This is a genomic window from Streptomyces hesseae (assembly GCF_031845785.1).
Taxonomy (GTDB): Bacteria; Actinomycetota; Actinomycetes; order Streptomycetales; family Streptomycetaceae; genus Streptomyces; species Streptomyces hesseae.
This window is the reverse complement of the sequence record NZ_JAVRFI010000019.1, coordinates 93,150-112,184: the sequence shown is the minus strand read 5'-3', so window position 1 is coordinate 112,184 and position 19,035 is coordinate 93,150. Positions and strand designations below refer to the sequence as shown.

Here is a 19,035-nt window from a genome sequence, read left to right as displayed (position 1 = left end):
GAGGTGAATCGCGTGGTTCCGCGACGCGGTTTGTGCGGCGGGCCGGACCCCGTGGCCCTCATCGAGATCGATCTCTACGGCGATTTGATGATCGCGGCGTCCATGGCGGACGAGGAGCGGCTCAGCGTCGACCGGATCGATGAGATTCTCCGTGTCGTCCGGCCCGTCCGGCGGGCGGAGTCGGGGAATCCCGTCGGCTCCGCCAACCCCGCCGGCCCCGCCAAGGCGTCAGGTGCGCAGTAGCCGCGCGATGGCGGCGCTGGCCTCCTCCACCTTCGCGTCGATCTCCGACCCGCCCTTGAGGGCCGCGTCGGCCACGCAGTGGCGGAGGTGCTCCTGGAGGAGCTGGAGGGCGAAGGACTGGAGGGCCTTGGTGCTCGCCGACACCTGCGTGAGTATGTCGATGCAGTAGACGTCCTCCTCGACCATGCGCTGGAGGCCGCGGATCTGGCCCTCGATCCGGCGCAGCCGCTTGAGGTGCTGGTCCTTCTGCTTGCTGTAGCCGTGCGGGCCCGAAGGGGCCTCGTCGCCGTGGCAGGGCGCCCCGACCGGTTCAGTGGCACTGGTCACTGTGGCCTCCCTGGCCGTCATGGCGTCCTCCGGCGTTCTGCCGACGCGTCCGCGCTGGTCATCGGCGGGGTGCGGGTTAACGTCACGCTTGTCGGCGTCTTACCGTTCATCACCCGTTTGTATACCCCCGGCGGGTATATCCTACCCAAATTCACCGCCGGAGGCCCGTACCGCCTTCATGAGCACTCTGCCCGATGGGCGACACTGAGGGAATGCCAGTTAGCTGTGGCTGGATGATGCGCCTAGCATCAACGAGACCGAATCCGCTGCACCCCGAGGATCCCACGTGCGCTTTCGTCTGACCCCCAGGGAGACGAGCTTCTACGACATGTTCGCCGCCTCCGCGGACAACATCGTCACGGGCTCCAAGCTCCTGATGGAACTGCTCGGAGCGGACGCCTCCGCCCGGGCCGAGATCGCCGAACGGATGCGGGCAGCGGAGCACGCGGGGGATGACGCGACCCACGCGATCTTCCACCAGCTGAACTCCTCCTTCATCACGCCGTTCGACCGCGAGGACATCTACACCCTCGCCGGCTCGCTCGACGACATCATGGACTTCATGGAGGAGGCCGTCGATCTGGTCGTCCTCTACCAGGTCGAGGAGCTGCCGAAGGGCGTCGAGCAGCAGATCGAGGTCCTCGCGCGGGCGGCGGAGCTGACCGCCGAGGCGATGCCGAACCTGCGGACGATGACGAATCTGACCGAGTACTGGATCGAGGTCAACCGCCTCGAGAACCAGGCCGACCAGATCCACCGCAAGCTGCTCGCACAGCTCTTCAATGGCAAGTACGACGCCATCGAGGTCCTCAAGCTCAAGCAGATCGTGGATGTGCTCGAGGAGGCGGCCGACGCTTTCGAGCACGTCGCGAATACCGTCGAGACCATCGCGGTCAAGGAGTCCTGACCCCCGGTGGATACGTTTGCACTTGTCGTAACCATCGCGGTCGCGCTCGGTTTCACCTATACGAACGGCTTCCACGATTCCGCGAACGCCATCGCCACCTCGGTCTCCACGCGGGCGCTGACCCCGCGCGCGGCCCTCGCGATGGCCGCGGTCATGAACCTCGCCGGTGCCTTCCTGGGCAGTGGTGTGGCCAAGACGGTCAGTGAGGGACTGATCGAGACCCCGACGGGCGACAAGGGGATGGGCATCCTCTTCGCCGCTCTGATCGGCGCGATCGCCTGGAACCTGATCACCTGGTACTTCGGTCTGCCGTCGTCCTCCTCGCACGCCCTCTTCGGCGGCATGGTGGGCGCCGCGCTGGCGGGCGGTACGACCGTCATCTGGACGGGCGTCGTCGACAAGGTCGTCGTGCCGATGTTCCTCTCCCCGTTCGTCGGCCTGATCCTCGGCTATCTGGTGATGGTCGCGATCATGTGGATGTTCCGCCGGTCCAACCCGCACAAGGCCAAGCGCGGCTTCCGCATCGCCCAGACCGTCTCGGCCGCCGGCATGGCGCTCGGCCACGGTCTCCAGGACGCCCAGAAGACGATGGGCATCGTGATGATGGCGCTGGTCATCGGCGATGTGCAGAGCAAGGGCGACGCGATCCCGGTCTGGGTCAAGCTCTCCTGCGCGGTGATGCTCTCGCTGGGTACGTACGCGGGTGGCTGGCGCATCATGCGGACGCTCGGCCGGAAGATCATCGAGCTGGACCCGCCGCAGGGCTTCGCGGCGGAGACGACCGGTGCGTCCGTGATGTTCACGACCGCGTTTATGTTCCACGCGCCGATCTCCACGACGCATGTCATCACCTCGGCGATCATGGGTGTGGGTGCGACGAAGCGGGTCAACGCGGTGCGCTGGGGTGTCGCCAAGAACATCATCCTCGGCTGGTTCATCACGATGCCGGCCGCGGCGGCGGTCGCTGCGCTGAGCTACTGGATTGTGAACCTCGCGTTCGGCTGACGCGCCGGACGAAAGAATTGGGCCCGCCCCCTGGTACGAACAGGGGGCGGGCCCTTTGCCTTGCGGTGGCACCGCCATGCAGCACCGCGAGGCAGATCGTGGGCGGGCCGTGGCCGGGGATTACCCGAAGCGGCCCGAGATGTAGTCCTCGGTGGCCTGGACCGACGGGTTGGAGAAGATGCGCTCCGTGTCGTCGATCTCGATCAGCTTGCCGGGCTGGCCCACGCCCGCCAGGTTGAAGAAGGCGGTGCGGTCGGAGACACGGGCCGCCTGCTGCATGTTGTGGGTCACGATGACGATCGTGAACCGCTCCTTGAGCTCGCCGATGAGGTCCTCGATGGCGAGCGTGGAGATCGGGTCGAGCGCCGAGCAGGGCTCGTCCATCAGCAGGACCTGGGGCTCGACCGCGATGGCGCGGGCGATGCACAGCCGCTGCTGCTGGCCGCCGGAGAGGCCGGCGCCCGGCTTGTTCAGCCGGTCCTTGACCTCGTTCCAGAGGTTCGCGCCCTTGAGGGACTTCTCCACGATCGTGTCCAGCTCGGACTTGCGGTACCGGCCGCCGTTGAGGCGGACGCCGGCGACCACGTTCTCGTAGATGGACATGGTCGGGAAGGGGTTCGGGCGCTGGAAGACCATGCCGACCATCCGGCGCACGGCGACGGGGTCGACGCCGGAGCCGTAGAGGTTCTCGTCGTCCAGCATCACCTTGCCCTCGACCCGGCCGCCGGCGGTGACCTCGTGCATCCGGTTGAGGGTGCGCAGGAAGGTGGACTTGCCGCAGCCGGAGGGGCCGATGAAGGCGGTCACGGAGCGGGGCTCCACGGTCATCGAGATGTCCTCGATGGCCTTGTGGTTGCCGTAGTAGGCGTTCAGGCCGCTGACGTCGATTCGCTTGGCCATGGGGATCACTACTTTCGAAATCAAACCGCGTCAGCGGCCGGCCTTGGGGGCCTTCCAGCGGGCGATGCCGCGGGCCACCAGGTTGAGGATCATGACGAAGGCGATGAGGACCAGGGCCGCGGCCCAGGCGCGGTCGTAGCTGGCCTCGTTGCCCGCCGCCCACTGCTCGTAGATGTAGTACGGCAGGGAGGACTGGGCGCCTTCGAAGGGGTTGTTGTTGATGAGCTGGGAGCCGAAGACCAGGAGGACGATCGGGGCGGACTCACCGGCGATACGGGCGACCGCGAGCATCACACCGGTGGCGATGCCGCCTATGGCGGTGGGCAGGACGACCTTGAGGATCGTGCGCCACTTCGGCACGCCCAGGGCGTACGAGGCCTCGCGCAGCTCGTTGGGGACGAGCTTGAGCATCTCCTCCGTGGAGCGGACGACGACCGGCATCATCAGGATGGCCAGGGCCATCGACCCCGCGAAGCCGGAGTAGCCGTTGTCCAGCATCAGGATCCAGAAGCTGAGGACGAACAGGCCCGCGACGATCGACGGGATGCCCGTCATGACGTCGACGAAGAAGGTGACCGCTGTCGCGAGGCGGCCCCGGCCGTACTCGACCAGGTAGATCGCCGTCAGCAGGCCGATGGGGGCCGCGATGGCGGTGGCGATGCCGACCTGCTCCAGGGTGCCGATGATGGCGTGGTAGACGCCGCCGCCGGGCTGGATGGTCAGGACGCCGGCCATGGAGTGGGAGAGGAAGTTCCCGTCGAGGACCTTCGCGCCGCGCGAGATCGTCTCCCAGAGCAGCGAGACCAGCGGGACGACCGCGAGCAGGAAGCAGACCCACACCATGCTGGTGGCGAAGCGGTCCTTGGCCTGCCGGAGGCCCTCGACCCGGGCCGCCAGGGCGAACATCCCGGCGAGGAAGACCACCGCCGCGATCAGGCCCCACTGGACGTGGCTGCTCAGCCCGGCGCCCAGGCCGACGCCGGTGCCGACGGCGGCCGCGGCGGCCGCGAGGGCGGCGGGGGCCCAGCGCGGGAGGCGGGGCTGGCGCAGGGTGTGCGGGGGGAGGGGCGCGCTGTCGGCGACGACCGTCTTGTCCATGGTCACGTCGCTCATGCCGTGTACTCCTTGCGGCGGGCGATGATCAGCCGGGCGGCGCCGTTGACCAGCAGGGTCAGGACGAAGAGGACGAGACCCGAGGCGATCAGGGCGTCCTTGCCGATGTCACCGGACTCCTTGAAGCTGCTCGCGATGTTCTGGGCGAACGTTCCGCCGCCCGGGTCGAGCAGGCTCTTGCCGATGGTGAAGCTGGGGGAGAGGACGGTGGCGACGGCCATCGTCTCGCCGAGGGCGCGGCCCAGGCCCAGCATCGAGGCGCTGATGACACCGGAGCGGCCGAAGGGGAGGACGGACATCCGGATGACTTCCCAGCGGGTCGCGCCGAGCGCGAGGGCGGCCTCCTCGTGCATCTTCGGGGCCTGGAGGAAGACCTCGCGGCTGACGCTGGTGACGATCGGCAGGATCATGATCGCCAGCAGGATGCCGATCGTGAAGAGCGAGCGGGCGGCGCCGTCGTGGTACTCGAAGATCCCGGTCCAGCCGAAGTAGTCGTTCAGCCAGCTGTAGAGCCCGCCGAGGTGCGGCACCAGGAAGAGGGCGCCCCACAGGCCGTAGACGATGGACGGGACGGCGGCGAGCAGGTCGATCACATAGCTCAGCGGCGCGGCGAGCTTGCGCGGCGCGTAGTGCGAGATGAACAGCGCGATGCCGATCGCCACGGGCACGGCGATGAGCATCGCGATGACCGAGCTGACGATCGTGCCGAACGCCAGCACCGCGATGCCGAACTTGGGCGGGGTGGAGTTGGCGGCCCACTCGAAGGTGGTGAAGAAGTCGCCCTCGTTCTTGGAGAGGGCGCTGGTCGCCCGCACGGCGAGGAAGGCCGCGATGGCGGCCATGATCACCAGGAGCAGGATCCCGGAGCCCCGGGAGAGGCCGAGGAAGATCCGGTCACCGGCGCGGGAGGTTTTTTGCGGCGGTGGTGGGCCGGGGGGCGTGGCTGAGGTTATTTCCATGGGTTTCTCCGGTCTGCGGGGCGGCTGGCGCCGGGCCTTCCGGGGCCGGTGGTTTCCGGTTGTCCGGGTGGGCCGTGGCGCTGCCGTCCCGTCGTGCGGCGGTGCACCGGATGGTGTGTGGGCTCGGGGCTGGTGCGGCCCGGTGGGCGGTTTGTGCCCACCCGTTCCGCTTGGGGGCACCTCCCAGCGGTAGCTGGGGGAGGAACGATTGCCCACAAAGCAGGTCAGGACAGGGTGGCGACGGTCTCGCGGACCTTCTTGGCGATCTCGGCGGGCAGCGGCGCGTAGCCGAGGCCCTTGAGGACCGACTGGCCGTCCTCGCTCGCGATGTAGGTCAGGAAGGACTTGGCGGCCGGGAGGGTCTCGGCCTTGTTGCCCTTGTCACCGACGATCTCGTACGTGACCAGGGTGATCGGGTAGGCGCCCTCGGCCTTGGTGGCGTAGTTGAGCTTGAGGGCGAGGTCGGAGCCGGTGCCGACGATCTTGGCCTCGGCGATCGCCTTGGAGGCGTTGTCGGAGGTGGCCTCGACCGGGGCGGCGGCGCCGGTGTTGAGCTTCACCGTCTTGATGCTGTTGGCGGTGGCGTAGCTCAGCTCGAAGTAGGAGATGGCGCCGGAGGTCTGCTTGACCTGCGAGGAGACCCCCGCGGAGCCGTCGGCCGACTGGCCGCCCTTGGCCTTCCAGGCCTTGGCGGGCTCGTACGACCAGGAGGAGGGCGCGGCGGCCTTGAGGTACTTGGTGAAGTTGTCCGTCGTGCCGGACTCGTCGGAGCGGTGGAACGCCTGGATCTTCAGGTCGGGGAGCTTGGCGTCCTTGTTGAGCTTGGCGATCGCCTCGTCGTTCCACTTCTCGATCTTGCCGTCGAAGATCTTGGCGAGGGTGTCGGCGTCGAGGACCAGGTTGTCCACGCCCGGGACGTTGTAGCCGATGGCGATGGGGCCGCCGACCATGGGGAGGTTGACGCCCTGGCCGCCCTTGACGACCTCCTTGGACTTGGTGACCTCCTCCGGCTTCAGCGCCGAGTCGGAGCCCGCGAAGGCCGTCTTGCCCTGGAGGAACTCCTGGACGCCGGCGCCGGAACCCGTGGCCTTGTAGTTGATCTGGGTGTCCTTGCAGGCCGCCGAGTAGTTCTTGATCCAGAGGTCCATGGCGTTCTTCTGCGCGGAGGAGCCGGAGGCCAGCAGCTGGCCCTTGCCCTCGCACTTGATGTTGCCCGCCGCCTTGGTGGAGTCGCCGCCGCCCGTGGAGCCGCCGCCGCTGTTGTCGTCCGAGCCGCACGCCGTGAGCACCAGGGCGCTCGAGACGGCGATGGCGCCGAGAGCGACGGTGCGAAGCCGGTTCTTGCGCTGAAGCTTCACTTTCGGGTGTTCCTTCCGGGAGCCGCCGCTGGGGCGGCGTGCGAGAGGTGTCGGTACGAGCGGTCCTGCCCGCACCCTCTACTCGGCGAAATTAGGCAGATCAGGTGAAGCGGTCGAAGGGTGAGAGTGAACGGAGGGTGAACCTCACCCGTCAGGGTGGTTGCCCACACGCAGGTCCGGTTCTTTTTGCAGTGTGACGCAGGTCTCTATCGATTTGACGCCAGGCATGGCAGCATCCGAATTTCGCGTGACGGTATGTCAGGCGTGGGGGTGAAGGCGCGGAGGTGGCCGGTGGGGTGTCCTGACAGGCGGAACGACGACCGTACGGGCGATGACGGTGCGGGCGACGGCCGGGGGCGCCGGCGGCGTGTGGCGGTGGCGACCGCGCTCGTGTGCGCGGCCGGGCTGGCGGTACTGGGCGCGCCTGGCGTGACGTACGCGGCGCCCGTGCCGACGCCGGACCCGACGCCGTCACCGTCGTCGTCCGCCTCGGCGGGTGCGGCGGGCACGGCGGGTGACGACGACGCCCGGCGTCTGGAGACCATCCACAAGGAGGTGGAGGAGCTCTACCGCAAGGCCGAGACCGCCACCGACGCCTACAACGCCGCAGGTGAGCAGCTGCGTCTCCAGGAGAAGTCGATCGCGGACCTCACCCGCCGGCTGGAGGCGTCCCAGAAGCGCCTGGACACGCTGCGCGCCCAGGCGGGCGCCCTGGCCCGCGCCCAGTACCGCAGCGGTGGCTTCAACCGCACCCAGCTCTTCCTCAGCGGGTCCCCCGACTCCTTCCTCGGCAACGTCTCCCTCGCCCGCAAGGGCGAGCAGGCCACCCGCCGGCTGCTGACCGACGTCACGGCCGCCAAGGCGGAGCTGGAGCGCTACACCCAGGACGCGGGCGTGCGCTGGAAGGCGCTGGACGCGGAGAAGAAGAAGCGGGAAGCCGCGAAGAAGGAGATCCAGGAGCGGCTGGACACCGCCAAGCAGCTGGAATCACGACTCGCGGCGCAGGAGAAGGAGAGACTCCGGCTGCTGGAGGAGGAGCGGGCCCGGCAGGCCCAGGACCGCTGGCTCTCCTCGGACGCCGCGAAGCAGCTCACCGGCCGGGGCTCCGTCGCGGCGACCGGCGACGCCGCCCGCGCGATCGACTTCGCGACCGCGCAGATCGGCAAGGACTATGTCTGGGGCGCGGAGGGCCCCGACACCTACGACTGCTCCGGCCTCACCCTCAAGGCCTGGGCCGCGGCGGGCCGGGCCATCCCCCGCACCTCGCAGGAGCAGTGGCGGCAGCTGCCCAAGGTCGACGTCAAGGACATGCGCCCCGGTGACCTGGTCATCTACTTCACGGACGCCAGTCACGTGGGCATGTACATCGGCGACGGCCGGATCGTCCACGCCCCGCGGCCGGGCCGGCAGGTGACCATCACGGGCGCGGGCTCGATGCCGGTGCTCGGGGTCGTACGGCCGGGGTGACGGTTCCCTTCCCGGGGCTCTGCCCCGGGGCCCCGAGAACCGGTGTGATCGTCGGCTCGTAGGACGGTCCGCTTTTCCTTGTGCAGACGTCAACTACCGTCACCCGTAAGGCATATGACGGAGGCGGGTGGCTGCGTACCATTCCGTTCGGGCGGGCTCTGGCGCTAGGGTCACGTTCTGTACTCGTCTGTCGGCGAGGTGCCGCGCCCCTGGGGCAGGGGCACCCCCTGGTGGTGGCCGGGGGAGGAAGGACCGAAGCGATGCCCGTATCCGCGCCCGGGCCGGCGGAGCCGCCCGCCGTGCCGCCCGACGGCGGGCTGACGCTGCTGGTGATCGAGGACGTCCCGGGCGGGGCGCTGTCCGGCACCGGCATGGCGGAGATGACCGGTACGGCCGAGGGGCTCGTACGCATCCGGACCGCCCGCAATCTCACCGAGGCGGAGCGGCTGCTCACCGACGACGTCCAGTGCATCCTCCTCGACCTCGCCCTCCCCTCCAGGGCCTACAGCCCGGGCCGCGGCCACGAGCTCGACACCCTGCGCCAGGTGCTGCGGCTGGCCCCGCACCAGGCCGTCCTGGCGCTGACCGCCGAGACCGACGCCGCGCGGGCGGCGGAGGCGGTCCGGGTCGGGGCGCAGGACTACCTCTTCCGCGACGAGCTCGACGGACGGGTGCTCAGCCGGGCCATCCGCTACGCCGTCGAGCGCAAGCGCGCCGACTTCGACCGGCGGCAGCTCACCGAGACCCGGCTGCGCGCCCAGGAGAACGCCCGGCTGGAGCGCGGCCTGCTGCCCCATCCGCTGCTGGCCGGCTCCGAGCTGCGCTTCGCCGCCCGCTACCGGCCCGGGCGCAGCCGCGCCCTGCTCGGCGGGGACTTCTACGACACGGTCCGCACCGCCGACGGCACCGTCCACGCGATGATCGGCGACGTCTGCGGGCACGGCCCGGACGAGGCGGCGCTCGGCGTCGAGCTGCGCATAGCGTGGCGGGCGCTGACGCTCGCCGGGCTGTGCGGGGACGAGCTGCTGGCCACCCTCCAGCAGGTGCTGGAGCACGAGCGGGCGGACGAGGAGGTCTTCGCGACGCTGTGCGCGGTCGACATCGCCCCGGACGGGCGCTCGGCCGCGCTCTGCCTCGCCGGGCACCCGGCGCCCCTGCTCGTACGCCCCGGGCGCGCCCCGGCCCTGCTGCCGCAGGAGGGCGGCGGCCCGGCGCTGGGGCTGCTCTCCGCCGCCCGCTGGCCGCACCGCGAGATCCGGCTCGGGGAGGCGTGGAGTCTGATGATGTACACGGACGGCCTGGTCGAGGGCCGGGTGGGCGAGGGGACGCGGCGGCTGGGCCAGGAGGGGATGATCGAGCTGGTCACCCGCCAGCTGAAGGAGGGGCTGGCCGGGGAGGAACTGCTGGAGGCGGTCGTGGCGGAGGTGCGGGCGCTCAACGGCGGCGACCTGACGGACGACCTCGCGGTGCTGCTGCTCGCCCGGGGCTAGGGCCGGCCGGGGAAGAGGGGGCAGCGGCCGGAAAGGTCAGCGGCCGCCGTTGTACGGGCCGTACGGGCCGTCCGAGCTGGAGCCCCGGCGGCGCGGGCCGCCGCGGCCGGAAGCCCCCCGCAGGGCGGGGCGCACGTCGACCATGTAGACGATCGTGGCGATCAGGCCGAGGATCGGCAGGAAGTTCAGGATGCCGAAGAAGAGGTTCACGGCGACCGCGATACCGAGGATGATCAGCCAGAAGCCCTTGGACTGCTTGTCCGCGGCCCGGTAGGCGTCCTCCCGGCGGACGGCCGCGTCGACGAAGGCGACGACCGTGAAGACGAGCAGGCCGATCGACACCCAGTACAGGACCTCGCCGAAGCCTTCCACCAGCATGCCGCTCACCTCTCAGTGCGTCCGTTGCCCACCGTACCCGGAGAACGATCCGGGCACGTGGTGTGTGCCCGGATCGTTTCGCTCTCTGCCGCGTGCTGCGGGCTAGGCGTCCTCACCGGCCTTGGCGTCCGCCTTCTTCGTGCCGGCGGGCTTGCGGGCGGCGGTCCGGCGGGCGGCGGGCTTGGACGCGTCGTCCGAGCCGTCCGTGGCGTCGGTGGCGGAGGGCTCCGAGGAGCCCTCGGCGGGCTGGTCGGCCTTGGCGCCGCCGTTGCTCTCCGCGCTGCCCGGCTCCACGGCGACGGCGATCTCGGAGAACCCCTCGGCGGCCTCGCCGCGCCAGGTCTTCACGGCCTCGCGCCCGCGCGTGGCCAGCTTCTCGAACTGCTCGCCGCCCTTGGCCGCCACCGTGAGGACCTGCCCGACGCCCTGGAGCGCCAGGTCCTGGGCCTTCTGGCCGAGCTTCTTGGCGTCGGTGTCGACGGTCCCGACGAACTCGGTGACCTTGGTGGTCACCTGGGTCTGGACCTGCTTGGCCTGCTCCTTCACCCGCCCGCCGAGCTCCTTGGGGTCGGTGTTGCGCAGCTGCTCGAAGCGGCCGGGGGCCTCGGCGACGAGCTGCCCCGCCTTCTCCGCCGCGAGGTCGGCGATGCCGGCGGTGGCGTAGAGGGTGTCGGTAGCCGTCTTGCGGATGTCCTGAGTGAGGGCCATGGCGAAGGGTCTCCCGGATCGGCTCGAAGGGTTGCTCTTGAGGTTCTTAAAACTCTTAAGGCTCTTAAGCCTTTTAAGAATTGCTCTGGTCGTCGTCCGTCTTGCCCGTGCCGCTCGTCCCGCCCGCGCCGCCGGTCCCGCTCGGACCGGCCTGCTCGGGCGTCGTGAGGGCGTTCTCCTTGCGGAAGGACTCGTAGATCTGGAGCAGCACCTGCTTCTGCTGCTCGGTGATCGAGGGGTCGGCGAGGATCACGCTGCGGACCTCCGCCTCCTCCCGGTCCCGCTGGTCGAGGATCCCGGCCTGCACGTACAGCGTCTCGGCGGAGATCCGCAGCGCCTTGGCCAGCTGCTGGAGGATCTCGGCGCTCGGCTTGCGCAGGCCGCGCTCGATCTGGCTGAGGTACGGGTTGGACACTCCGGCGGCATCCGCGAGCTGCCGCAGCGTCAGCTGCGCGGTGCGCCGCTGCTCGCGGAGGTACTCGCCGAGATTGCCGACGTTGAGTGATGCCATGCAGCCGATGCTGCCGCAGCTTGCTAACTATTGCAAGCGGATGTTTGCAATAGTTTTCCGCCAGTCATGTGACTGGGCACTTCATTTGGCCAGTGAGCGGTTGAGTCAGCCGGTTGAGCGTTCATCGGCTCACTGGATCAGGTCGGTGTGCGGATGATCCGGGTACTCCGGGCAGACATAGAGCTGCAGGCGATTGGTCCTGGAAACCTTGACCTTGGGTGGGTTCGCCACGCAAGAGTCGTCGAGGGAGCCGAGCGCTTGGTCCTCGTACGGGACCCAACCCATGTTGCTGCTGTCCCATTCGCACGAGGCGATCGTCAGCAACGGGGCCATCTTGGCGCCACAGGCGGTGCAGAAGCGGGCGATCGGATCGGTGAGGCCCCACCCGGGCCAGCCACCGACCTTCCATCCCGGGGCGACGGACAGCTCGCTCCCATAGAACGAATCCGGGTAGGGGGCCCAGGAGCTGTCCACAGCGGATCCGGCTGCCTGCCAGTTGCTCCAGTCTCTCAGCTGCTGCTGTAGCTCCTTGCTCAGATCCGTGGAGTTGGGGTACTCGGTGATCTGCTCCGGCGTGAGCACGCACGGCCGCGGTATATAGCCGTCGTACTCCACGGCGAAGGGGCCGGGCGGGGTGCCGAGGGTGCCGGTGACTGCGGCGGAGGATCGCCAGAACAGTGCGGTCGGAGGCTTGTAGTCCGGCTCGTGTTCGAAGGGACACCACAGCACCTGGAGCAGGTCGGCCTCTCCGGGCGGTCGTAGCAGGGGTATGTCGCGCACGTATAGCTGGGCCATGGGCACCATGGGGTTTGGACCGTCGTGCCACTCGTAGTCCTCGCTCGCGCGCACCTCGTACGCCTCGTACAGGTCGTCCATCTGGTTGTGTGACTCGTGGCAGTGCGGCCACGGCTCGTCGGCGGGCCATAGCAGCGGCCCGCCGACCGAACTGTCGTGCGGTGACGGGGCCCCGGGGCGGGGATGCAACCGGATCGCCGGACGTGCCAGCGGAGCCAATTGAGGAAATACCGCGGTGACGTCGACCGGCCGCGGCGGGGTGGTACGGATGACGTTCATAGCGGCGATGCTGCCAGCAGCCTCTGACAACGGGCGCACCGATCCGCGTACAGCTGACACCAGGCAACGCTCAACTGACCAACTGAAGCGCTAAGTCACAAGTCACCGTGCGTCAGTCCGGTCACCGTCCGTCAGTCATGTGACCGGGCGCACCGCTTGGGCCCGTTGACCTCAACCATGCTTTAGGTAAGAGCCTGGTGGCATGAACAGTGACACCGCCGCTCCGCTGCCCGATGCCACGCTCGATGAGCTTGCCGAGAGGATCGCCGCCGGTGCGACGGTCGTCGGCATCGGGGAGTCCACTCGATTCTCCCGGGAGACCTTCGGGGTGCGGGAGCAGCTCTTCCGTCGGCTCGTCCGGCACCACGGGTTCCGGGCGCTGGCCGTGCAGGACAGCGCCGGCGCCGCCGCCGGCCTCGACAGGTACGTGCACGGCGGCGGGGGTTCGGCCGAGTCCGTCCTCGACGGCGCCTGGCGCCCCTGGCGCACCGCCGAGATGGCCGCGGCGCTGGAGTGGATACGGGCGTTCAACCAGGACCACCCGCACGACCCCGTCCGGATCTTCGGTGTGAAACCCGTACAGGCGCGGTCCGAGGACTACGACGCCGTCCTGGATCACGTGCGTGAATCGGCCCCGGAACGGTGGGCGGAGGCGGCGTCCCATCTGGAGCCGATCCGGACCGCTCACCGCGTCGACGAGCACGTGCAGCGCGCTCGGGGGACGCACCCGGGGCGCCTGTTCGCCGACCACGCCCGCGATGCGCTCGCGCTCGTCCGGTCGTTGCCCGGTGTCGACCAGGCCGACGGCATCGTGGCGCGCATGCGTCTGATCGCGGACTTCCACGAACGCAGTGTCGCGGGGAGCGGCAACTACGCGGGCGACGCTGTCGTGTGTGCCGATGCCATCAGTGACCACCAGCGTCGGACGGGCCGGCGAGTGGTCTACTGGGACGGGATCGCTCACACGTCGGCGGCCGCCGTGACCATGGGGTCGGCGCCCGAGCGCGGTCCGCAAGCGAGCGCCGGCAGCCTGCTGCGCGATCGATTCGGCACGCGGTATGTCTCCGTGGCCATCGGTTTCCATCACGGGGACGTCGGTGTCGCCGTCGTCCAGGAGCCGGCCGGGGATCTGATCGACGCGAGGCTGGGCGAGGTGGATGCCGCCGCCCACTGGCTGGACCTGCGTTCCGACGCCGTTCGCCGCCGATGGGACGGCCCCGCGAAGGCCCGCGTCATCAGCGGGGTCTACACCCCGTCCCGTGATGCCGTCGAACATATCGCCGTCGCCCGCCTTGCCGACGCGTTCGATGCGCTCGTCCACATCCGCCAGGTGTCCCCGGTGCGATGGTTGCCGTGAGCGTCCCCAAGCCTCGGTTACAAGTCTCAGTCGCAAGTCACTGTCTGTGTATGGCCAACCGCCCCAATTCGTCGCTATGTTCGCTTCATTCGCCACCATCACGAATGGAGCAGAACGGTGAGACGTCGTCTGGTTTCTCTCGCGTTACTGGGATCCGCCCTCACCATGGGCCTCGGCCTCGCCGGTGCCGGCACCGCCTCGGCCGCCACGCCCGCCGCTCCCGCGGCGGTGTCCGGCATTCCCACGGTGAGCCCGAAGGAGTGCGTCGCGGGTGGCGGCCAGATCGTCTTCCGCTACATCTACCTGGCCTGCGTCGGCGGCAAGTACGACGGCTACCGCATAGGGGCCTGACCGTCGCCGGTCCGAGGCGGGGAGCCGGGCGTGGGCGTGCGGTAATCTTGCCGCCCCCGGCCGGTTCGAGCCGGTGTCATACGGGTCTTGAACAGGCCCGGGCCGAAGGAGGTGAGACCGATCAACGCTGTGTCAGGTCGGGTGCTCTCGTCCCGCGACGCCTCGGTCGCGCCGGTCTAGCTGGACCGGGAGGGCGCCCTTCGTATCCCGAAAGGCTCCCGTGTCGGTTTCTTTCGCCGCTTCCGCGGCTCTGCTGCATTCCTTTCGTAACACCGTCATCTCCTCGCTGCGCGCCGCTGGTTGTGTCTTCGCCGAGGACGAGGCGGATCTGATCCTCTCCGCGGCGGCCACGCCGGACGAGCTCCGGGCCATGGTGGACCGGCGGGCGGCCGGGCATCCGCTCGAACACGTCGTCGGCTGGGCCGAGTTCTGCGGACTGCGGATCGCCGTCGACCCCGGTGTCTTCGTACCGCGCCGCCGCACCGAATTCCTCGTCCGGCAGGCCGTCGCCCGCGCCCTGGACCGTGGCCCGGACGTGATCGCCGTGGACCTGTGCTGCGGGTCCGGCGCGCTGGGCGCGGCGCTGGTGGCCGGGGTGGGGGAGGCCGGGGTGGGGGAGGCCGGCGGGGGGACGGGCGTCGAGCTGTACGCCGCCGACATCGACCGCGCCGCCGTGCGGTGCGCGCGCCGCAATGTGGCCGCGTGCGGCGGGCGGGTCCTGGAGGGCGACCTCTACGCGCCGCTGCCCGTCGCGCTCCGCGGCCGCGTCGACGTCCTGCTCGCCAACGCCCCCTACGTCCCCACCGAAGCCATCGGGCTGCTGCCCGCCGAGGCGCGGGTCCACGAGGCGCGGGTGGCGCTGGACGGAGGTCCGGACGGGCTCGACGTCCAGCGCCGCGTCGCCGCCGGGGCCGCGCGCTGGCTGGCGCCCGGCGGGCATCTGCTGATGGAGACGAGCGAGCGGCAGGCGTCCCGTACGGCCCGGACCTTCGCGCGGGGCGGGCTGGTCCCGGAGGTCGTCCGCTGCGAGGAACTGGGCGCCACCGTCGTCATAGGGACGCGCAGGACCGGCATAGGGCCGTTCCCACAGCGCTGACCTGCGTTTCCGCGCCCGCCATATGGTGGGATGAGCGGTGTGAACCGTGCCGTCGAGGACACCAACCGCCGGATGCTGAGGGCGCGGGACGCCATGGACCGCGCCTACGCGGAGCCGCTGGACGTCCCCGCCCTCGCCCGTATCGCCCATGTCTCCGAGGCGCATTTCAGCCGGACCTTCCGGGCCACGTTCGGGGAGACCCCGCACCGCTATCTCCAGCGGCGCCGCGTCGAGCGGGCGATGTTCCTGCTGCGCGAGAGCGGGCGCAGCGTCACGGACATCTGCTTCGAGGTCGGCTTCGGCAGCCCGGGGACGTTCAGCAGGACGTTCCGGGACATCGTCGGCATGTCGCCCCGGGAGTACCGCAAGCAGGCCGTCGCGCAGCATGTGCCCACGTGCTTCGCGATGGCCTGGACGCGGCCCGGCTCGTAGAGGCTCGTAGAAGTTCGTAGAGAGCAGTTTTGGATAAGTTTTCGGGCGGGTGGCCGAATAGCGTTGTCCTCATGTTCAACGCCATCACGCACTCGCAGATTTACGTCCTCGACCAGGACGAGGCCCTCGACTTCTACGTCGGCAAGCTGGGCCTGGAGGTCACCGCCGACATCCCGCTGGGCTTTATGCGCTGGCTGACCGTCGGCGTCCCCGGTGACGCCGGCCGCCAGATCCTGCTGGAGCAGCCGGGCGGGCCGATGATGTCCGACGAGACGGCGGCGCAGGTGCGCGATCTGGTCACCAAGGGCGCGATGGCCGGCTGGCTCATCCTCACCACGCCGGACTGCCACAAGACGTACGAGACGCTGCTGGCCAAGGGCATCGAGTTCACCGAGGCGCCGACCGAGCGCCCGTACGGGATCGACTGCGGCCTGCGCGACCCGTTCGGCAACCGCATCCGCTTCACCCAGCCGAAGGTCTGACGGATCGCGGATCCTTCTAATTCCGTTGCCCCGCGCTCCGCTTGGTGCTGGGGTGTGCGGATGGACAAGGACACAGTGGCGGCGCTTCTGCCGCTCTTCGACCGCGAGATGCGGGAGGGCGTGCGGGCCGACGGGCCCGGCGCCCGAGTCGAGCGCGTCGGCGAGGTCGTCCGGCACGTCGGCGCGGACACCGACGGCTGGAACGGCGTCGTCTGGTCGGACCTCGACGAGGCCACGGCGGACGCCGCCATCGCGGAACAGGTGGCGTACTTCGCCTTCCTCGGCCGCGAGTTCGAGTGGAAGCTCTATGGGCACGATCTGCCTGCCGACCTGCCGCAGCGGCTGCGGGCGGCCGGTTTCGTGGCCGAGCCCACGGAGACGGTGATGGTCGCCGCCATCGCGGACCTGCCGGCCGGCTCCGGGCCCCCGGAGGGGATCCGGCTGCTTCCCGTCACCGACGCGGCCGGCGTCGACCTCGCGGTGGCCGCCCAGGAGCGGGCGTTCGGCGAGGCCCGGGAGCAGCACCGGAAGCTTCTCCTCGACCAGCTGGACTCGGACGTTCCGCTCGCGGTCGTCGCCATGGCCGGGGACGTTCCGGTGAGCGCGGCGCGGATGGAACTCCACCCCGGGACGTCCTTCGTGAGCCTGTGGGGCGGCGGCACCGCGCCGGAGTGGCGGGGGCGGGGCATCTACCGTGCGCTCGTCCACCACCGGGCGCGGCTGGCTGCCGAGCGGGGATACCGCCATCTGCACGTCGACGCGTCGGCGATGAGCCGGCCGATCCTGGAGCGGCTGGGGTTCGTGGGGCTGGGGACGACCACGCCGTATGTCCATGTGCCGTGAGAACCTGCGGCTCCGGCCGCAGCCCTGAAGGCAGAAATATACCTGCCAGAAGGTATATTGATGCCCATGGTGAACGAATCGGCTGAGTGCGCCTCGACGACCGCGTTCCCGCCGCGGAGGATCGACTGCGCCCGGGGGCCCGCCCCCAAGCAGGACCGGTCGATCCGCACCAAGGCCCTCGTCCTGCGCGCGGCCGCCGAGCTCTTCGCCGCGCGCGGCTTCCGGCACACGTCCGTCAATGACGTGGCGGACCGGGTGGAGATGACCAAGGGCGCGGTGTACTTCCACTACCCGTCCAAGGAGTCGCTCGCCGTCGCCGTCGTCGAGCAGCACTACGCCCGCTGGCCCGAACTGCTGGAGGAGATCCGGGAGCAGGGCCTGTCCCCGCTGGACACCGCCGCGGAGATGCTCGACCGGGCGGCCGTCGCCTTCCGCGACGACGTCGTCGTCCAGGCGGGCGCCCGGCTCCAGCTCGAACGCCCGGAGATCGACGCCACGCTCCCCACGCCCTACGTCGACTGGACCGAGCTGCTCACCGGGCTGCTGACGGCCGCGCGCGACGAGGGCCGGCTGCGCGAGGGCGTCGACCCGGCGGCGGCCGCGCGCTCGCTCGTCGCGGGCTTCTTCGGCATGCAGCACATCTCGGACGTGCTGGAGCACCGGGCCGACATCGTGGAGCGGTGGCGCGAGGTGGGCGGGCTGATGTTCTTCGCGCTCCGCGCGTAGCGCCCGCGGGACGAAAGCGGGTCCCTCAGATCTCCAGCAGCACCGTGAACGGTCCGTTGTTCGTCAGCGACACCTTCATGTCCGCCCCGAACACCCCCGTCTCCACCCGCGCCCCGAGCGCCCGCAGCTGCGCGACCACCTCGTCGACGAGCGGCTCCGCGACCGGGCCCGGGGCCGCCGCGTTCCACGTGGGGCGGCGACCCTTGCGGGCGTCACCGTAGAGGGTGAACTGCGAGATCACCAGCAGCGGTGCCCCCACATCCGAACAGGACTTCTCGTCCTGAAGGATCCGCAGGCTCCACAGCTTCCGCGCCAGCTGCGCGCAGCGCTCCGGCGTGTCGTCGTGCGTCACCCCGACCAGCACGCACAGGCCCTCGCCGACGATCTCGCCGACCACCCGGCCGTCCACGGCGACGCTCGCCCCGTCCACCCTCTGCACCACAGCACGCATACGGACCATGATGCCCTGCGCCCATTCAGGTCCGTTCGGGCGGAGAGGCCCTGCGCACCGGGCGCACCGAATGGCACGATGCGTGCAAGGCGGTGCTCCTCGCGGGCATCGGCAAGGTGATCCGGCCGCGCACCGCCGCCCGAGGGGACGGAACCGCATGACGAAGGACCTCACGGAGGGCTTCACGGAAGGCCTCGCGGAAGGCCTCACCCAGGGCCTCACGGACCTCGAAGAGCTCAAGCGGCTCAAGGACTTGAAGGACCTGACGGCAGTGGACAGCTTGCAGGCCAGACCCCCTAGCCAGCGCACCGGGCGGCAGGCGGACGTCCCCGGGCGGCGGCTGAACGAGCTGCGGATGGCCGAGCTGCGGGCGATGCGGCGGGACGCCCGGCAGGACGAGGCGGATCTCAGCTATGTGCGGCGGCTGCTCCAGGGCCGTATCGACATCCTGCGGGCGGAGCTGGCGCGCCGGGCGACGCCGGGGTCCCCGCTGGTGGAGCGGCTGCTGGTGGAGCGGCTCTCGGAGATCCTGGCGGACGGCCCGTCCACCCACCGTTCCTCGGCCCGGCATGTGACGCTGGGCACCCCGCACAGCGAGGAGTACCGGCGGCTGGCCGAGGACATGCTGTCGGAGGTCGAGCTGTCCGACCTGGGCGCCCGTACGGACGGGGAGCTACGGGCCGGTATGGGCCGGCTGGTGGCGTACGAGCGGCAGGTCTCCCTGCGCCGTCAGGGATTGCAGCGGACCACGGACGATTGCAGTGCCGAGATCGCACGCAGGTACCGTGAAGGGGAAGCGCAAGTGGACGACCTGCTCTCGTGATCGTGTCGAACCTCTGACACCACGGACCACCGGG

23 protein-coding genes are annotated in these 19,035 nt (G+C 70.0%); 13 read left to right on the top strand and 10 right to left on the bottom strand.

Features of this window, described 5'->3' with window-relative positions:
• Positions 1–12: 12 nt before the first annotated feature.
• Positions 13–243 carry a hypothetical protein gene (locus tag RM609_RS25315; protein WP_311613857.1) on the top strand — a complete coding sequence of 77 codons (231 nt, stop codon included), beginning with the start codon at positions 13–15 and terminating at the stop codon, positions 241–243.
• Here the strand turns inward: RM609_RS25315 and RM609_RS25310 are convergent.
• Positions 229–591, bottom strand: a complete 363-nt coding sequence (locus RM609_RS25310; protein ID WP_126915398.1) for a metal-sensitive transcriptional regulator — start codon at positions 589–591, stop codon at positions 229–231. The genes RM609_RS25315 and RM609_RS25310 overlap by 15 nt on opposite strands.
• 265 nt (positions 592–856) lie before the next feature.
• On the opposite strand from RM609_RS25310, the gene RM609_RS25305 reads away from it, so the two are divergent.
• Both RM609_RS25305 and RM609_RS25300 read left to right on the top strand, forming a co-directional pair.
• Complete coding sequence (locus tag RM609_RS25305; protein ID WP_311613856.1) at positions 857–1,477, top strand: DUF47 domain-containing protein; 621 nt, start codon at positions 857–859, stop codon at positions 1,475–1,477.
• A gap of 6 nt (positions 1,478–1,483) precedes the next feature.
• Positions 1,484–2,482, top strand: a complete 999-nt coding sequence (locus RM609_RS25300; protein ID WP_311613855.1) for an inorganic phosphate transporter — start codon at positions 1,484–1,486, stop codon at positions 2,480–2,482.
• A 120-nt stretch (positions 2,483–2,602) separates the two neighbouring features.
• Here RM609_RS25300 and pstB read toward each other — a convergent pair whose 3' ends face one another.
• From pstB to pstS, 4 genes are all read right to left on the bottom strand, one after another.
• A complete protein-coding gene (gene pstB, locus RM609_RS25295; RefSeq protein ID WP_311613854.1) occupies positions 2,603–3,382 on the bottom strand; it encodes a phosphate ABC transporter ATP-binding protein PstB in 780 nt (259 codons plus the stop codon).
• 30 nt (positions 3,383–3,412) lie between these two features.
• The gene (pstA, locus tag RM609_RS25290) at positions 3,413–4,495 is read right to left on the bottom strand and encodes a phosphate ABC transporter permease PstA (RefSeq protein WP_311613853.1); all 1,083 of its coding nucleotides are present in this window, start codon (positions 4,493–4,495) and stop codon (positions 3,413–3,415) included.
• On the bottom strand, positions 4,492–5,454 hold the full coding sequence (gene pstC / locus RM609_RS25285; protein ID WP_311613852.1) for a phosphate ABC transporter permease subunit PstC: 963 nt from the start codon (positions 5,452–5,454) through the stop codon (positions 4,492–4,494). The genes pstA and pstC overlap by 4 nt, the downstream gene beginning before the upstream one ends.
• A 224-nt stretch (positions 5,455–5,678) precedes the next feature.
• The gene (gene pstS / locus RM609_RS25280) at positions 5,679–6,812 is read right to left on the bottom strand and encodes a phosphate ABC transporter substrate-binding protein PstS (RefSeq protein WP_311613851.1); all 1,134 of its coding nucleotides are present in this window, start codon (positions 6,810–6,812) and stop codon (positions 5,679–5,681) included.
• Positions 6,813–7,187: 375 nt separating this feature from the next.
• Here pstS and RM609_RS25275 point away from each other — a divergent pair, with 375 nt between their 5' ends.
• Both RM609_RS25275 and RM609_RS25270 read left to right on the top strand, forming a co-directional pair.
• The gene (locus tag RM609_RS25275; RefSeq protein WP_311613850.1) at positions 7,188–8,279 is read left to right on the top strand and encodes a C40 family peptidase; all 1,092 of its coding nucleotides are present in this window, start codon (positions 7,188–7,190) and stop codon (positions 8,277–8,279) included.
• Positions 8,280–8,539: 260 nt separating this feature from the next.
• A complete protein-coding gene (locus tag RM609_RS25270; RefSeq protein WP_311613849.1) occupies positions 8,540–9,769 on the top strand; it encodes a PP2C family protein-serine/threonine phosphatase in 1,230 nt (409 codons plus the stop codon).
• Positions 9,770–9,805: 36 nt separating this feature from the next.
• Here RM609_RS25270 and RM609_RS25265 read toward each other — a convergent pair whose 3' ends face one another.
• The 4 genes from RM609_RS25265 to RM609_RS25250 all read right to left on the bottom strand — a co-directional run bounded on the left by RM609_RS25265 (position 9,806) and on the right by RM609_RS25250 (position 12,440).
• Positions 9,806–10,147 carry a DUF2516 family protein gene (locus RM609_RS25265; RefSeq protein ID WP_311613848.1) on the bottom strand — a complete coding sequence of 114 codons (342 nt, stop codon included), beginning with the start codon at positions 10,145–10,147 and terminating at the stop codon, positions 9,806–9,808.
• Between the two features lie 102 nt (positions 10,148–10,249).
• On the bottom strand, positions 10,250–10,855 hold the full coding sequence (locus RM609_RS25260) for a hypothetical protein (RefSeq protein ID WP_311613847.1): 606 nt from the start codon (positions 10,853–10,855) through the stop codon (positions 10,250–10,252).
• A gap of 73 nt (positions 10,856–10,928) precedes the next feature.
• Positions 10,929–11,366, bottom strand: coding sequence for a helix-turn-helix domain-containing protein (locus tag RM609_RS25255; protein ID WP_311613846.1), 438 nt, complete (start codon positions 11,364–11,366; stop codon positions 10,929–10,931).
• 129 nt (positions 11,367–11,495) lie between these two features.
• A complete protein-coding gene (locus tag RM609_RS25250) occupies positions 11,496–12,440 on the bottom strand; it encodes a YwqG family protein (protein ID WP_311613845.1) in 945 nt (314 codons plus the stop codon).
• A gap of 202 nt (positions 12,441–12,642) precedes the next feature.
• On the opposite strand from RM609_RS25250, the gene RM609_RS25245 reads away from it, so the two are divergent.
• The 7 genes from RM609_RS25245 to RM609_RS25215 all read left to right on the top strand — a co-directional run bounded on the left by RM609_RS25245 (position 12,643) and on the right by RM609_RS25215 (position 17,727).
• Complete coding sequence (locus tag RM609_RS25245) at positions 12,643–13,797, top strand: erythromycin esterase family protein (RefSeq protein ID WP_311613844.1); 1,155 nt, start codon at positions 12,643–12,645, stop codon at positions 13,795–13,797.
• Positions 13,798–13,914: 117 nt separating this feature from the next.
• Entirely contained in the window at positions 13,915–14,148 is a 234-nt protein-coding gene (locus RM609_RS25240) for a hypothetical protein (RefSeq protein WP_311613843.1), read from the top strand.
• A 220-nt stretch (positions 14,149–14,368) separates the two neighbouring features.
• Positions 14,369–15,244, top strand: coding sequence for a putative protein N(5)-glutamine methyltransferase (locus tag RM609_RS25235; protein WP_311613842.1), 876 nt, complete (start codon positions 14,369–14,371; stop codon positions 15,242–15,244).
• Positions 15,245–15,274: 30 nt separating this feature from the next.
• Complete coding sequence (locus RM609_RS25230; RefSeq protein WP_311613841.1) at positions 15,275–15,676, top strand: helix-turn-helix domain-containing protein; 402 nt, start codon at positions 15,275–15,277, stop codon at positions 15,674–15,676.
• A gap of 71 nt (positions 15,677–15,747) precedes the next feature.
• On the top strand, positions 15,748–16,158 hold the full coding sequence (locus RM609_RS25225) for a VOC family protein (protein ID WP_311613840.1): 411 nt from the start codon (positions 15,748–15,750) through the stop codon (positions 16,156–16,158).
• Positions 16,159–16,218: 60 nt separating this feature from the next.
• A complete protein-coding gene (locus RM609_RS25220) occupies positions 16,219–17,001 on the top strand; it encodes a GNAT family N-acetyltransferase (RefSeq protein WP_311613839.1) in 783 nt (260 codons plus the stop codon).
• A 66-nt stretch (positions 17,002–17,067) separates the two neighbouring features.
• Positions 17,068–17,727, top strand: coding sequence for a ScbR family autoregulator-binding transcription factor (locus RM609_RS25215; protein ID WP_311613838.1), 660 nt, complete (start codon positions 17,068–17,070; stop codon positions 17,725–17,727).
• Positions 17,728–17,752: 25 nt separating this feature from the next.
• Here RM609_RS25215 and dtd read toward each other — a convergent pair whose 3' ends face one another.
• Entirely contained in the window at positions 17,753–18,178 is a 426-nt protein-coding gene (gene dtd, locus RM609_RS25210) for a D-aminoacyl-tRNA deacylase (RefSeq protein ID WP_311613837.1), read from the bottom strand.
• A gap of 157 nt (positions 18,179–18,335) precedes the next feature.
• On the opposite strand from dtd, the gene RM609_RS25205 reads away from it, so the two are divergent.
• Positions 18,336–19,001 (top strand): RsiG family protein, encoded by a 666-nt coding sequence (locus RM609_RS25205; RefSeq protein ID WP_311613836.1) that lies wholly within the window; start codon positions 18,336–18,338, stop codon positions 18,999–19,001.
• Positions 19,002–19,035: the final 34 nt, after the last annotated feature.